This is a genomic window from Moorena sp. (assembly GCF_982860115.1).
In genome coordinates, this window is the sequence record NZ_CEYLVT010000184.1 from 1 (window position 1) to 15,255 (window position 15,255).

Genomic DNA, 15,255 nt, shown 5'->3' on the forward strand with positions numbered 1-15,255 from the left:
CTATTGCCTATTGCCTATTGCCTATTGCCTATTGCCTATTGCCTATTGCCTATTCCCTGTTCCCTCTCATCATGTACACTTACTTAACTGACGCAATTACCGCTTGTGAGCAAGCTTTGGAAAGTCCATCCCCAAATCCAGCTGATTTTGCCTCGACTTGCCGAGTTTTAGGCAATATCTTGCAAGGGATGGGTCGGTTCGACGACGCAATTTTCTGGCACTCTAGAGTGTTCGATGACAAACCGAATTTAGTGCAAGTCTATGCTAAGTTCGGTAGTTTATATACCAGCCAACAACAGTGGCAGCAAGCGATCGCATCCTACTATCATGCTATACGCCTCCAGCCAGATTTTGCTGAGGCTTACTGGAGTTTGGCAGAAATCTATTCTCAGTTGGGGGAAAAAGACGAGGAAATTGAGTGTTGGTATCAGACTCTGAGCCTGAAACCCCAATCAGCAAAGGCTCAGGGACATTATAAACTAGGGAAAGCGTTCTTGGGTCAGGGTAAACCGGATCGAGCCATTGCTTGTTTCCAAAATGCGATTGAGCGTGACTCCAGCTTATGGGCAGCTTACTACGAGTTAGGAGACTGTTTGATAGCCCAGGGGAAGTGGGAGAATGCGATCGCATGTTATCGTCAGTTACTCGACCTTGACCCAAATCAAGCTAAGGGGCACTATAAAATAGCTGGGATTTGGCTCAAACAAGGAATGGTGGACACAGCGATTGCAGCGTTTCGCCGCTCGATTGAGGTTGATCCAAATTTTCCTGGAGCTTATCGAGAATTAATCCAACTGTTGATTCAACAGCAGAAGTGGGATGAAGCGATTGTCTCATGCCGTGCGGTAATTGCGACAGTGGGTGACTATCCCTGGACTTATGTTAAACTCGGGGATGCTTTGGTAAAAAAAGGTGAGTTGACTGAAGCCTACAGTTGTTATCAAAAAGCTGCTCAATTGCGGGGTTGGCATCAGTGTGCTCAGAAGGATTATCGATTTAGCGAGGATAAGTTTACCTTTAAAATTCCGGTCTGGGAAAAACACTTGCAGCCCCTAGCTGGTGTGGCTGATGCTCAGTGTCTGGAAATTGGGAGTTTTCAAGGCAATTCTGCTTGCTGGTTACTTGATACAATCCTGACTAACCCCTCAGCTCGACTAACCTGTGTTTCGCCACATTTTCAGGAAGAGTTTGCTGCTAATATCACTAAAACTGAAGCAGCCGAAAAGGTGACTAGGTTAGAGGGAAAACCTGAGCAGTTGCTGAATTCCCTTGATAGCAATTGCTATGATTTAGCTAACATTCGCGATAGGCGTCACAAAGCTACCATTGCTGAGCAAAATGCTTTACTTTGTTGGAAGCTGCTCAAGGTTGGGGGGCTGATGATCGTTAATAACTATGGATGGAGCAATCCGGCTAAACCACAAGAAGCGCCTAAAATTGGGATTAATAGGTTTTTAGATTCAGTTAAGGGTCAGTTTGAGATTCTGCATCAGGCTCGCATAGTGATTGTTAAAAAAATAGCGTCTTAACGGTAACGATGTCAAGGGATATCAAGCACTCTTCGGGTCATGATCACGATTCTGTTGACCAAACCCAGGGCCAGCTCAAGGTGGTGAAAATTCAATTAAAGTTGGCTAAAGACCATGCTAATCGGGGTAGTCTGTATGCTCAACAGCAACAGTGGCCCGAAGCGATCGCATGTTACGAAAAAGCGATCGCTATTGATCCCAAATTTGCTGGAGCTTACCGTAACTTGGCTCGGGTTTTCGCTAAGACAGGTCAACAGGACGAGGCTACGGAGTGTTGGTATCAAGCTCTAACCCTAGAGCCAAATTGGGCTAAACCAGAGGAGCATGTTAAGTTGGGCAACAGGCTGTGGTCTCTAGGCAAACCAGACCAAGCCATCACCTGTTATCGACAAGCGCTTCAGTTAAAGCCCAATTTACTCCAAGTTTACTATCGTCTGGGGGAGATACTCCAATCCCAGGGAAAGATGGAAGATGCGATCGCACTTTATCAACAGGCGGTCGAGAATAATCCCCGAAATCACCAAGCCATGAACTATTATCGACAAATAGTCGATAGTAATCCCAACTCTAGCGCTAAAAATTATCATCAGTTGGGTCAACTGCTCAGAGGGCAAAGTCGATTCAAAGAAGCGATTGAGTCTTATCAAAAAGCGATTGAGCTTGACCCCTGTTTTAAGCGAGCTTATGTAGACCTACAGTACACCTGGATTGAATCAGAGCAGTTAGAGCAACTTATCACCTTTTATCGACAGTGCATCGAACGGGAACCAGATTTTCCTCTAGCTTGGGGGAATTTAGGGGATGTGCTAACCGAGCAAGGGCAACTTGAAGAAGCGATTAGCTGTTACCAAACTAGTGCTTACAAAAAAGCAGTTGCATCCCATCCCAACCTTGCCGAGGTTGACTGGAAAGCTAAAAAAGAACATGGTCCAGACTTCGTTATTATTGGAGCGGCTAGATGTGGTACATCTTCATTATATATGTATCTGAGTCGTTATCCACAAATTATATCTCCTCATAAAAAAGAGTTAAATTTTTTCAGTAAATATTATAATCAAGGGATTGATTGGTATCTCGCTCATTTTCCATCCATTACCGACACTCCTAATTTCTTAGCTGGGGAAGCAAGTCCTAATTATTTTGACTGCACTGAATCTGCCCAACGGATGTTTCAGTGTTTTCCCAAAGTTAAGCTCATTGTTTTATTGAGAAATCCTGTTGATCGCGCCATCTCTTGTTACTATCACAATTTTTATCATGGCCGAGAAAAGCGCAGTCTAGAAGATGCCCTAGCTCTAGAGAAGCAAAGACTGGAAAGTTTGACAGAATCAGAGCTATTACAGATTGGGTATCGACATCCAAATAATTTATTAGGAAGTCTTTACGTCTATAAGTTAAAACGATGGATGGAGATTTTTCCAAGAGAACACTTTTTAATAGTGAAGAGTGAAGACTTCTATAGCAATCCCAAGACTGTCATGAGTACCATCATTGAATTTTTGGGATTATCTGATCAGAAGTTTTTTCAATATCCCAAATGCAATGGTAGGTCTTACACTCCCATTAGTCAGGAATTGAGACAAACCTTAAGTGACTTCTTTCGAGCTCATAATCAGAAGTTAGAAGAGTATTTGGGAATGTCATTTAATTGGGATTAAAGAGGAGGCAGATTCGCCGAATGTGATCACTGTAGCCTCCTGTTACCCCTAGACAAATTTCTGTTTTATGATCATTAATACCTTAAATCAGCAACGCCCTGGTGAACTATTCAACTATTCAGCAAACCAATTTTATTCGCAGCAAACGTTAGTGCCTCTTTAAATTGAGCAGCCGTCTTAAAGTAGAGGTCAGATTCGTCTTTCAAGGCACAATCAATCACTTGCGCAAGTTCTTCGGGAATTGAGTCGTTGCTAAAGCGGATGGGAGTTGGTTGTGTTGTCAAGACCACTTTTCTTTTATTTTGATCTTCAGGAAATTCTCTTGGAGTCTTTCCTGTTAACATCTTATAGAGAGATGCAGCCATTGCCCAAACGTCTACCTCTGCTTTAGCATATTTAAAATTAAAAACTTGCGCTCTAGACATGAATTCATATGTCCCAATTACAGATTTTTTACCATACTTATTGCTAGGAGTAATACCACTTTTTCCTGCTAAATCAAAAGCTTTTGATAACCCATAGTCAGCGATTTTGACTGTTTCGACACCATTTACTTTGGAAAGTAAAATATTTGCTGGCTTAAGATCACGATGTACCAATCCCTTAACTGTTTGAGTAGTTTCTTTGGAAAGTTGAACTTCGGGAATTTCAATATTGTGCAGGTAATGTAATCCATCAAGGGCTTGAAAAGTAATTTCTAAAGCACGTTCAAGTGGTAATTTTCTGTCTGATTTGTTTAATAAATCAGCTACACTACCACCATTACAATATTCCATGATTAAGAAATTGTCCTCCCACAAATCTGGATATCGCATTTCCACAAGATTGGGATGATCTAAAAATTTAATGTTTTGCATTTCGCGCTGAAAACGCTTTTTATCCTTATCTGGTTCAGCAACGTTCTCTAGTATTATTTTTATAGCTACCTCTTCTTCTGTAGATTGATGAGAAGCTAAATAAACTTTACCAAATCCTCCCTCACCAAGCTTTTTAACATTTGTAAAACCTTTACTTTCTAATAGTTGAGGATTCAAATCAGTTTCTTTGGGCAATAGATTTAATAGTTCATTGTTATCTGATTGCTCTGGTGAATGAGTAATACGTACTTGAGGAGTTGCTTTTATATTTTCAGAATTTTCGCACATTGTTAATTTTTCCTCTGAATTATAGGTTATGTGAGATTAGGATTTAGTCTGAGGTGTATCTTCGCTATCCTGTACAACTTCCGACAGCAACTGGGATATATCAAAATCATGGTCTTGTATAGGGTTGAGGCTTTTCCAAGCATTACTCAGTATTAAAGAAGAATACATCACGCATCGTTGTGTCCAAAAGAACAAGGGTAATGATGATCCACCTAAAATTGGTAAATGTCCTTTGTTAGCTTCAATAGAAAAAGTAAGGTTATTGTATTCTTTCCATTCATTATTTTCTCGCCAACCCAGACAATTGCCTAATTCATTCCATTTTTTTTGTAAGGTTTGTGATTCACTGATAATCTCTGAAATAATATTTTTTTGAACGCTAAAGCCAAAATGTCCGTTGCTGTAATCTATCCAAAGTTGATCTATGATATGTAGGTGTTCGCTAGGAAAATTATTCAAATCGTTTGCACTAGGTATTTGGGATACATCATAGTTAATTGCATTTACAATTAATTGCCATGTTTCTTCATTAGCTTCTTTCCATTTTCCTTGTGCTAATAAATTCCGTAATTGAGTATAGTCTCTGGATTTAGCGGCTATTAAATATTCTTGATTTTGAAGACTTGCTCTCATGGTTTCAAGCTGCTGACGCACCCCTTCAGGACGCAACCATCCATAACCAGCACATCCAAGGGTATAGAGAAGATTTTCAAAATCCTTTTCTGTCCACAACGGAAGACCTTGACGGGTGAGGGATAAGGTAATTTCTTCATCTGTTGGTTTTTTATTATTAGGCAAAGTAGCGGTATAAGGGGTATGTTGTTTCAGAAATGTCTCCAAATAAGGTCTAGCCCCTTCATCCCAATCAGAAGTTTGACGTTCTTCTAATTCCCAGTTTAAAAACCAGACTTTGATTTCTTCTCCACTAGCAGAAACAGCCCATTGATTATTAGATGCTAAACACACCGAGGTGATTTTATTGGTATGTCCTTCAAAAATTTGTAAACATTCACCTGTTTCAATATCCCAAAGTCTTGCTGTTTTATCGTCACTTCCTGAAATAAAGTATTTATCATCAACACTAAGAAAAATAGAGTTAATCTGTTCTGTATGTCCTTGAAAAGTTGTGAGACATGCTTCTGTTTCTAAATTCCAAAGTTTAATTGTATTGTCTGCACTTCCCGATAAGGCAAATTTAGCATCTGACAATATACATACCGAGTTAACCGAATCTTGATGTCCTTCTATTGTTTTCAAACAATGTCCTGTTGATACTTCCCATAGCTTTAACGTTTTGTCAGCACTCCCAGACAAAGCAAATTGGTTATCTAGGCTTAAACAGACTGATAAAACTCCTCCTTGATGACCTTCAAAGGTTCTCAAACAATCCCCTGATAAGGAAGCTCGTATTGAGCCATGATTTCCTATTTCCCATAGTTTCAATGTTTTATCCTCAGCACCAGATAGAATAAAACTATTATCTTGAGAAATACATAAGGATTTGACTTCAGCATCACTGATTTTAGGTCTTATATTTTGATTAATATTATGGGAAACAATACCATGTCTCCGATATGTCCAAATCCATTTACCTGTTTCCACATTATAAAGTTTTAGTCTTCCTAATTCATGTCCAGATACAGCCAAACTATTATCTGCACTTAGATATAAACAAGTTTTAGAACACCATCCTATATTCCGGCGAGTCAGAGTCGAGAAAATTTTAAAGTCTTCACTGCCTTGCTCAAGGGTATATTTAATTTTATCAAAAAGTGTATGTTCTGGATTTTCTAAGCACTCATCCTTACGTCTTTCGGCAGAATCTAAGGCTTCTTCCCACTTTTTTTCAAATCCTTCTAATGATTTATTGAACTCTAAATGAGGAAAATTAAAAAGTTCCAAGTTGAATGAAGTACTTCTAGTACGACCAACTAAAATAAAGTGACTGTATCTATCTAAATGCACTGAAGTATGCAACTCTCCTAGTAACTTTGGTGTTTTTTTATAATGATATCTTACTATCTCTGGTACTTGTTCTAAGATATTAAAGTTTGAACTTGCCAAAACATCTTTTAATTTTCGATGTGGCAAATGAATATAAAGACTTCGCCAACATTTTAAAACTTCCTCTCTATAGCTATATCCTGGGATCTTTATTGCTACCTCAAGATGACGTTTTGCTGTTAAATAATCCTTTTGTTCTAAAGCTACTTTTGCTTCTTTTAAATTCTGGTGATAAATCTTTTCATTTTCAAGGACAAATTCAGTTTCTAAAAATCTTGATAACCTTGATGGGGCAGAATATTGTTTAGAGCTTAAACAATTAATTTGCCAAAGTAGAAGGGTTTTGTCAAAACTAGCAGATACTGCAAAATTACCACATTGAGATATAGAAACTGAATTTACTCTATTACTATGTCCTGGAAATGTTCTCAAGCATTTACCTGTTTCTAAATTCCATAGTTTTAGCTTTTGGCTTTCTTCGCTAGAGATAGCAAATTTTCCATTTTTTGTCACTGAAACTGAAGTGACTCTATCACTATGACCTTCAAAGGTTCGTAGACATTCACCTGTATCTTTATTCCATAGTTTTAAAGTGCTATCCTGGCTCCCTGACAGAACCTTATCATTTGTAAATGCAACTGAACTAACAGTACTTTTATGACCAAAAACAGCATCAAAACCTTTATTTAACTCTCCAAATATCTGCAAACATTTTCCTGTTTTTGTATCCCATAACTTGATCACTTTATCGCCGCCACTAGATAAAACTAATTGATTATTTTCATCAATACAAGCAGAGTTAACAGCTAAAAAATGTCCTTTCAATTCTAAAATGCAATTTTTTTCCCCAAAATTCCATAATTTTAGATTATTTGAATAAAGTTTCTTAAAGAATACTTTTTGTGAATTATTAAATAGGTAATTTAATAATTTAATTTTCTTATCTATCATATTTTTATCTATATCAATTTCTCCCGATAAAATCAGTTTGTTATTATCACTTAAATAGACCGTATTTACTGACCTTTTAAATCCTTCAATTTTTTCAAAACAACTTCCTGTTTCTACATCCCAAATCCTCAAAGTTTTATCATTACTTCCAGATATAGCTAACTTTTTATTTTTACTTAAATAAACTGTTAAGACTTCGTCTTGATGTCCTTCAAAAGTTCGTAAGCAATTTCCTGTCTCTACATCCCAAAGCTTTAAGGTCTTATCATGGCTACCAGAAAGTGCTAGTTTACCATCAGGACTTAAAGATACTGAGCTCACAACGCCAGAATGTCCTCTAAATTCCTTTAATAAGCGAGTTGATTGAGGTAAACGCTGTTTTGCTTTGGTTAGTAACTTACTAATTAGTTCTTGCTCTATTTCTTTTCCTTCAATACTCTCCAGAAGCTTAATCGCTGACTCACAATCATCCCGTTCCATATGAGTTTCAGCTAACAGATATTTTGCTACCAAATTACCTGAATCTTGTATACTTTCTAAATTAGCAATCAGTTGGTCGTCATTAACTTTCCCTGTTCTCCATAAATATAATCCTCTATTATAAGTCGCCTCTGGATGCTGTGGTTGTTTCTCTAACGCCTCATTCCACAACTGTAAAGCTTCCTCTTCTTCCCCCAAGTCCATCAATGATAATGCTCGGTTATTGAGATCGTCTGCAATCAATTCAGCTATATTAGGTTCTGGACGCCAGTAAACCTCCCCTATTTCCTGCTGATAAATATCTTTCAATTCATTCGCTACCACCAACATATCATGGGGACGTTGATCGGGATCTTCTTTAAAGCACTGGTATAGTAATTGTTTTACGGACTCTGGTATTGGCAGCTGACTATCATTAACAGATCCAGCTTCTAAGAAATATTCTGTATTATAAGCTGCAATATCACCGCAAGGCCAGCACTTATCCCCCTTAAATATCTCAAAAACCGATATTGCCCAACTAAACAAATCCGATCTTCGCGTCAAAGGTTCTCCGTTAGATTGTTCGGGTGATTTATAGGCTGGTGTTCCACCTCCCTTGCTCACCATCAGGGTTTGTTGTGGGTTTATCTCTGCTTGTGGAGATACAATAGAACCAGATCGCGCTAAACCAAAATCCGTAACCTTGACAGTACCATTGGGCGTAACCATGACATTCTCTGGTTTCACATCCTTATGCACTAACCCCGTTTCATGGGCATAGTGTAGTCCCCAAGCAAACTGAATGGCAATGTCGAGAATCCGTTCCAATACCTCTGTTGTTTTCCCTTGATAAAGCTTTGCTGGTTCGCCATCCTTGCCATAAATCCAGTCATGCAAACTTCCCCCCTTCATATACTCGACAAACACCCGGGGAGTACCACCCAATCGGCGGACATAATAACAGCTAACAGCGTGAGGGTGTAATCCCAGATTTACCCAGGTTTGCGCTTCTTTCTCAAAGTTATCGACTCCTCCTGATGCGTCAATGGTTTCTTGTCTAGGAGTCTTAACTGCCAAATCTATATTCCATTCTAAATGTCTTACTTTATAAACCTGACCAAACCCTCCCTTGCCGAGAATCCCTTGGACATCATAGAGATTAATAATGCGATCGCCTACATTCCATTGAGATGCAACATTTGCTTCTTCTTCTGAGGTGAACATAGCTTTAAGTCCCTCCTAATAATGATGTGACTAGTAATCTTGTTATTGAAATATTCAAGAATTATTTTTTTGCTTATCTTTTTCTTGAAGCCAAACTCGGAGTATTTCAATAGGAACTCCCGAGAGAGGAACAAGTACTTTTATGAGTTCTACTATACCTACTTGACCTACTTTTAGGATTTTTTTAATATTTGGGTTTTCCTGAATGTAACCCTGAACTACTTCTCTAACTCTGATTGAGAGCTGAGGACGTTCTCCATCCTGTTTCACTTCTACTGTAGGAATATTACTAATATCAGACTCAGAAACCTCTTCTATAATTCTCCTAAACTCATTTAACAAGTCTTCAGTTTTATCTTGCCCAAAAAGCTCCTGGAAAACCTCTTTAAGTTTTTCTAATCGAAGACGGTCATCCAATGACTCAACTTCAGAATTAATACACTCACGTACTCTAATCTCAACATCTTTTCGATCAATTTGGTAAATATTGTCTTGATTGTTATTCTCTGAAAGTGATCTTAGAGAAGCGACGGCACAAGCTTCTTCAAGAATATCGATAGCTTTTGTAGGTAAGCGTGAATCAGGTAGATATAACTTAGAGAATTCTACCGCTGCCTCAATAGCATCATCAGTTATGGTAACTTGCTTATTAACCTGGTATTGTCTCCGCCATATTTTTAGAATTGCTTCTGCTTCTGAATCAGATGGTTCATTAATCCAAATAACTTGAAACCAATGTTTTAGATCAGCATCCTGCTCAAGAGTTTGACTATATTGCTCAGTAGTCGTAGTACCAATACAGTGAATTTTTCCACTAAGTAAAGCTGATTTAAGTAGTTGAACAGCTTCATTTATTTCTTGATTACTATTGAAAATCCTGTGAATTTCTTCAATGAATAAAATGAAGTTATCCTCTGTTGAAGCTTTTTCTATTAATAAATTTATTCTTCTGTTAATCTCCGCCTGGTTACTAACTCCCCATAATAGTTGTGGAAGAGATATCTCTATGATCCGTTTACCATTAAGGATAGATAGAGCCTTTCTTCCCACCAACCGCCCGACTAATCCTTTGACAATAGAAGTCTTGCCCACACCAACATCTCCCACCAAGAGAGCATTACGCTGGCGCTGGTGTATTAGCACCCGTGCTAAAGCAAGAATTGTCTCTCGCCTTTCAAAGATTGGTTCTAACTTGCCTTGAGCAGCTAGCAGGGTTAAATCCCGCCAATAGCTCTCAGAGTTATCTAACCATGGTGTTAGCTCTACGGTCGAGGGAAATGGAACAGGGTTTGCTGGCTCAAGAGGATTAAGATTAGCAGGTTCTGCTAATGTTTGAGATAGCTCATCTCCAAACATTAGGACAAGGGGATTGTTAATACCCATTTCTACTAAAATTTCTTCCCAAAGAGGTTGAGGTAACTCCAGCAAAGCCTGCAAAAGATGATAAGAACGGCTTTCTCGTGCTTCTGTTTGTGCAATTTCTTCAGCCCGTTGAAAAACCTCTCTGGAAGCTTGACTGCGAGACATTGTTTCGCCAATCTCTTGCTCTGGGGCTGGTTGAGCCACACGTTTACGCAAACGACGTCGGAATAGCTTTGGGTCTAATCTGCTCTGCTCAAACCGCTGTTGTAAACTCTGACGATCATTTTCAAAATCAGGGCGCTGCTTAGGATCTTGGTTTTTTAAATCTTTAAAGAATACTTCCCAATTGAAATCGCAAAACTTGCACAATCCAATTAACAAATGAGCTGGTTGTATCTCTGTCGCGTTACTCTTCTTGGCCTCAGCAGCAGCAATTTGCCAGATTAAAATTACAGCAGGAGAATAGTTTATCATACCCAAAATTATTGATAATTTTTAGGAATTATATTAGTTATACACCCGAAAAAAATATCTTTCCGGATATTCATTTGCTATAATTTAAATGGGCAACAGCTGAGGGTAAAAATTATACTAAAAAAAGCGATGATATGGAAGATCCACTACAGGAACACCCTTAAAAAAATGTTAATTTATAAACTGTAGGATTTAGGTGAGTATAGCAGTTTATAGGGTAATGATATACACAGATTTTTTTTCCACTTCCTTCTTCTGACTTCACTGCTCCCTGCTCCCTAAAACCCGCAAATTTTTACCTCACCTAATTAAAAACCTTTATAATTGCGAGGGCACCATGGTTAAAACCACCTCCAAACTCACTTTTGAAGAATACCTGGAATATGATGATGGCACAGATAACCGTTATGAGCTATTTGATGGGGAGTTAGTAGAATTGCCGCCTGAGAGTGAACCAAATAATTGGAGGGTAATGTGGCTAAGGGATGAATTAATCCAACTAGTTTACCGCCGTTTGATTAAGATGCACAATTGTGAATTACAAGTTCCAGGAAATCCTCAAAACCGCTATCCTGATTTGGTAGTGATTAGAGAAGAACATCTTATCCAAACCGAAAAACGCTTAACTATCACCCTTGATATGCTTCCCCCACAGTTTGTGGCTGAAGTAGTTAGCCCCTACAAAAACCAAAGGGATGAAAACTACCGACGTGATTATGTAGAGAAAGTACAACAATACCAAGAAAGGGCTATTCCTGAATATTGGATTATTGACCCCCAAGAGCAGTTAGTAACTGTGCTGGTATTAAACAATGGTAGTTATGAAAAACAAGAATTTCGGGGTAATCAGCAGATTGTTTCCCAGACTTTCGGTGATTTTAAGTTTACAGCTTTACAGGTAATAAGTGCTAATTGATGGGGAAGTTATCAGCGCTTAGCTATCAGCTGTCAGCTGTCAGCCGTCAGCTTAAGCGCTACGCGAACAGGTGTCAGCTAAAGATATGTAATCATGCGACGGGAACAGCTTTTTAATAAAATAAACTTGAAACTGACAGCTGACAGCTGACGGCTGACGGCTGAATCCTAAAATTGATTCTCAAATTACCTCCCCAAAAAAAAATTATAAAAACCCTTGACAATCAAAACTATAATCATTACAATAATCAATATAAACATTATTGAGGTTCTTAACCATGTCTCAAAACTTTCTCCCGAATCAAAACAATAATCATGATGATTCTAAGCAAAAGAAACAACGTATTAAGTACATTAAGGGGTCTCCTGAAGGAGTCACCAAGACTATTTACTCTCTTTCTGCACTCGGGTATGGGTCGGTTTCCGACTGGAGCCCTTTGCAGGCAACCGGAATTCCAGGGCAAGTAATTAGTTTTGCAACCAAGTATTCGACTTGGCGTTAATAGGTTAGGTTAAATTTATGGGGGGGTTTCCCCCCGGCAAAGGCTCCGGTCTTTTGGCGTAGCGTGACCTTTGCCCAATGAAATAAAATCACATCCGGATTGATTCGGAAAGTGAGAGACATGACATAGTGTTTACTGACATAGCCGTGGATAGTATTTCTACGGCTATTTTTTTTGTAACGATCAGAGCCTCTCCCGTTTTCAGTTAAGATTGCTATATTTCTATTCCCGACTCCCTAAATAAACAAAGGTTGACCATTGATAGCCAAGGGAAACAACCATGTACCCCAAGACGATCAACTGTCAACCTTTAACCAATAACTATCGCAATATAGCGTTTATAAATGAGATGTAAACTTAGCAAGGATTTTGTTATTGGACAATAAAACTGAGGATCTCTTTCCCCTCTTGCCTTTTGCCTCTTGCCTCTTGCCTTTTTCGCCAAGAATTGTGTTTACAACCCAGATACAAACGCGCTTTGTGACCTTTGAACCAGCCACTTGATATTAGAAATTCATTTCAGCAGCTTGGACTTTCTCAACTTGCTTCTTCTTAATAACTAGCAAGACTTGAGATAGCATAATCGCGCCGATGAATAGCATCAACCACTTAATCCGAGCTGGGTCTTGTAAGACCACTTCTACATCCCTTTGACCAAATCCACCAACATTAGGATCAGTACTCAGAGCTTGTCCTGATACTACCTGATCTCCTTCAGCAACCAGTAACTCTGGGCCAGGGGGAACCGTATCAACGACAGTCTCGCCGTCTGGGGTCTTGATAGTGACGTCGTAGCCAACATACTCTTCAAAGGAAATTTTGGTAATTTCACCAGTGGCAGAGGCATTGAAGGCATTATTATTGCTAAGGTCCCCAGTGGGGTAAACCTGACCCCGTCCCCGGTTACCACCGACATGAAGCTGGTATTTACCAAAATAGATATCTTTCTCAGTTCTCGGGTCAGGAGACAGAACTGGGAATACAATTTCTTGATACTCCTCACCTGGTAGAGGACCAACGAGTACTATATTTTCCTGGTCTTCGCTGTAAGGTTGGTAGTACATGTTTTCGGTTTCTTCTTGCATTTCCTCCGGAATCCGGTCAGGAGGAGCAATCTTGAAACCTTCCGGTAACATCACTACGGCACCGACCTGTAAGCCACCTTTAGAACCATCACCATAGACCTCTTGTGCTTCTAGGTCATAGGGGATTTTAACCACAGCTTCAAATACAGTATCTGGCAGTACCGATTGGGGGATTTCCACTTCTGTCGGTTTCTCTGCTAGGTGACAATTAGCACAAACTATCTTGCCAGTGGCTTCACGAGGGGTTGCTGGAGCAGTTTCCTGTGCCCAGAAGGGATAGGCAGCAGCTGACTGGGGAACTGCCAGATCACTGGCAAAGAAAAGGGCCACAGCTGCCACAACCAAAACGATAGCTCTGGCAATCATCCGCTTGCCACGGTTAACCATCACCGATACATCAGGTGTTCTCATCACTAAGCCAAAAAACTCAAAAATTGGTAATTTAAAAATTGCAACTTGTTAATTGCTAATGGTTGATTAGCACTAGTCAATTAACTAAAAACTAAGGACTAAGGACTAAAGCAATTAACTCCACCAAGGTTCTTCACCAGTGCGGAAGTCAGTTTCTTTCCAGGTGCTGAAGACTAGGGTGTCGTCTTCTGTTACCGTAGCGTGGGCCAAAGCTAGAGACAAAGGCGCTGGTCCCCGTACTACCTTGCCAGTATTGTCATACTGGGATCCATGGCAAGGACAGATGAACCGGTTCTTACTAGCATTCCAAGGCACAACACAGCCTAAGTGAGTGCAAACCGCGTTGAGACCGTAAGCCTCAAGACCTTGATCTTCAGTAACAATCACATAGGTGGGGTCCCCTTTGAGACCTTGAGTCAGGGTGCGATCGCCTACATTGTGACTAGCTAAAAACTCGCTGACATTGATGTCATTGCCCAAAGCATCTTTAGCTGTGACACCACCACCAGCCCCACCACTGGATGGGGGGATAAAATACTTAACGATTGGGTAGAGAGCTCCAACAAATGTGCCGGTAATTGTCCCAAACGCCAAGAGGTTCATAAATTGGCGACGCCCCATATCTGGAACGTCTGCAGAGCCAGAAGCTTCAGCCATAACTTAACGCCTAAAGGTATACTTTTTTTACAATTCTGGGAAAATTACCAGAATTTTTTGAACCCTGTTTTTCTAACTGTAGTGTAATTCAACCACTGGACAGGGTTGCCCAAATCCCTGCAATATAAGGATTCACGGCTTGAACTATAAGTATTATTACATTCTTTTACGCTTTATCATAAAGTTAAGAAGCGTTGTATTTGTAACGAAATGTAAACATGAAGTTAGGGCAAGAGGCTATGACAGGACAGGACTTGCACCAACTCCTGCTCAATAAGTGGGGACGCTCCTATGACATCCAGGTTCGGAGGACTCAAGGGAAAATCTTTGTTCAAATCATGTGGAAGTATCTAGAGCAGCAATCCTTCCCCCTTTCCGAAGCTGAGTACCTAGAGCATTTAGATACAGTAGCCAACTATATCCGAGGTTGGGGAGGAGCCAGCCAGGTGCAACAGTTCATTAACAACACCCGTGAGCGTCCACGACTAGGCAAAGTGGTCAGTATTCCGATCGAACTAGGTGAGCGGTCTTCAGAATGGATGGTAGAGGATTTTTAGGGAATCGGGAGTAGGGTGTGGGGTGTGGGGTGTGGGGTGTAGGGTGTAGGGATTAGGGTGTGGGGTGTGGGGAGTAGGGAATCGGGAGTAGGGTAGGCTGTTTATTATGAGTCTTTTTGGGAGATCGTTCACACCAGGATTGAGCTTTGCTCACGCTTTGCGATCGCTTTTAGCGGAAGCTGAGGCCTTTGGCCACGCTTCGCGAACGCTTCATCGCGTACAGCGATAACGCCCAGAATGGATATCTAGCAAGAGATGCACTATATCATACTATCAGACAAAAAGTGCATGAAGTTTAAGCTATGGCCATCGCACAAA

At 40.0% G+C, this 15,255-nt stretch carries 11 protein-coding genes; 5 read left to right on the forward strand and 6 right to left on the reverse strand.

Annotated features, from left to right (window positions below; genetic code table 11):
* Positions 1-1,529, forward strand: a 1,529-nt coding sequence (locus tag AC4II3_RS24555) for a tetratricopeptide repeat protein (protein ID WP_488014951.1), incomplete at its 5' end; no start/stop codon positions are given.
* An 8-nt stretch (positions 1,530-1,537) separates the two neighbouring features.
* Positions 1,538-3,187 carry a tetratricopeptide repeat-containing sulfotransferase family protein gene (locus tag AC4II3_RS24560; protein ID WP_488014953.1) on the forward strand — a complete coding sequence of 550 codons (1,650 nt, stop codon included), beginning with the start codon at positions 1,538-1,540 and terminating at the stop codon, positions 3,185-3,187.
* Positions 3,188-3,297: 110 nt separating this feature from the next.
* Here AC4II3_RS24560 and AC4II3_RS24565 read toward each other — a convergent pair whose 3' ends face one another.
* From AC4II3_RS24565 to AC4II3_RS24575, 3 genes are read right to left on the reverse strand one after another with little or no spacing between them, the layout of a single operon-like run.
* A complete protein-coding gene (locus AC4II3_RS24565; RefSeq protein ID WP_488014955.1) occupies positions 3,298-4,332 on the reverse strand; it encodes a serine/threonine-protein kinase in 1,035 nt (344 codons plus the stop codon).
* 36 nt (positions 4,333-4,368) lie between these two features.
* Complete coding sequence (locus tag AC4II3_RS24570) at positions 4,369-8,973, reverse strand: protein kinase domain-containing protein (protein ID WP_488029567.1); 4,605 nt, start codon at positions 8,971-8,973, stop codon at positions 4,369-4,371.
* A 54-nt stretch (positions 8,974-9,027) separates the two neighbouring features.
* Positions 9,028-10,809: an AAA family ATPase gene (locus AC4II3_RS24575; RefSeq protein WP_488015836.1), complete on the reverse strand. Its 1,782-nt coding sequence runs from the start codon at positions 10,807-10,809 to the stop codon at positions 9,028-9,030.
* Positions 10,810-11,146: 337 nt separating this feature from the next.
* Here AC4II3_RS24575 and AC4II3_RS24580 point away from each other — a divergent pair, with 337 nt between their 5' ends.
* Positions 11,147-11,725 (forward strand): Uma2 family endonuclease, encoded by a 579-nt coding sequence (locus AC4II3_RS24580; RefSeq protein WP_488015837.1) that lies wholly within the window; start codon positions 11,147-11,149, stop codon positions 11,723-11,725.
* Positions 11,726-12,002: 277 nt separating this feature from the next.
* Positions 12,003-12,227 (forward strand): hypothetical protein, encoded by a 225-nt coding sequence (locus AC4II3_RS24585; protein WP_488015839.1) that lies wholly within the window; start codon positions 12,003-12,005, stop codon positions 12,225-12,227.
* Here AC4II3_RS24585 and AC4II3_RS24590 read toward each other — a convergent pair.
* The 3 genes from AC4II3_RS24590 to petC form a co-directional block, all read right to left on the reverse strand.
* The gene (locus tag AC4II3_RS24590) at positions 12,224-12,349 is read right to left on the reverse strand and encodes a hypothetical protein (RefSeq protein ID WP_488015840.1); all 126 of its coding nucleotides are present in this window, start codon (positions 12,347-12,349) and stop codon (positions 12,224-12,226) included. The genes AC4II3_RS24585 and AC4II3_RS24590 overlap by 4 nt on opposite strands.
* 384 nt (positions 12,350-12,733) lie before the next feature.
* A complete protein-coding gene (petA, locus tag AC4II3_RS24595; protein WP_488015846.1) occupies positions 12,734-13,723 on the reverse strand; it encodes a cytochrome f in 990 nt (329 codons plus the stop codon).
* 114 nt (positions 13,724-13,837) lie between these two features.
* On the reverse strand, positions 13,838-14,380 hold the full coding sequence (petC, locus tag AC4II3_RS24600) for a cytochrome b6-f complex iron-sulfur subunit (protein ID WP_488015842.1): 543 nt from the start codon (positions 14,378-14,380) through the stop codon (positions 13,838-13,840).
* Positions 14,381-14,619: 239 nt separating this feature from the next.
* Between petC and AC4II3_RS24605 the strand changes: the two genes are divergently transcribed.
* Entirely contained in the window at positions 14,620-14,937 is a 318-nt protein-coding gene (locus AC4II3_RS24605) for a DUF3067 family protein (RefSeq protein ID WP_488015848.1), read from the forward strand.
* Positions 14,938-15,255: the final 318 nt, after the last annotated feature.

Coding starts and splice junctions, on each gene's coding strand:
- AC4II3_RS24585 (WP_488015839.1), top strand. CDS start 12,003: ATGTCTCAAAACTTTCTCCCGAATCAAAACAATAATCATGATGATTCT.
- AC4II3_RS24605 (WP_488015848.1), top strand. CDS start 14,620: ATGACAGGACAGGACTTGCACCAACTCCTGCTCAATAAGTGGGGACGC.
- AC4II3_RS24590 (WP_488015840.1), bottom strand. CDS start 12,349: ATGTCTCTCACTTTCCGAATCAATCCGGATGTGATTTTATTTCATTGG.
- petC (WP_488015842.1), bottom strand. CDS start 14,380: ATGGCTGAAGCTTCTGGCTCTGCAGACGTTCCAGATATGGGGCGTCGC.
- AC4II3_RS24580 (WP_488015837.1), top strand. CDS start 11,147: ATGGTTAAAACCACCTCCAAACTCACTTTTGAAGAATACCTGGAATAT.
- petA (WP_488015846.1), bottom strand. CDS start 13,723: ATGAGAACACCTGATGTATCGGTGATGGTTAACCGTGGCAAGCGGATG.
- AC4II3_RS24560 (WP_488014953.1), top strand. CDS start 1,538: ATGTCAAGGGATATCAAGCACTCTTCGGGTCATGATCACGATTCTGTT.
- AC4II3_RS24575 (WP_488015836.1), bottom strand. CDS start 10,809: ATGATAAACTATTCTCCTGCTGTAATTTTAATCTGGCAAATTGCTGCT.
- AC4II3_RS24570 (WP_488029567.1), bottom strand. CDS start 8,973: ATGTTCACCTCAGAAGAAGAAGCAAATGTTGCATCTCAATGGAATGTA.
- AC4II3_RS24565 (WP_488014955.1), bottom strand. CDS start 4,332: ATGTGCGAAAATTCTGAAAATATAAAAGCAACTCCTCAAGTACGTATT.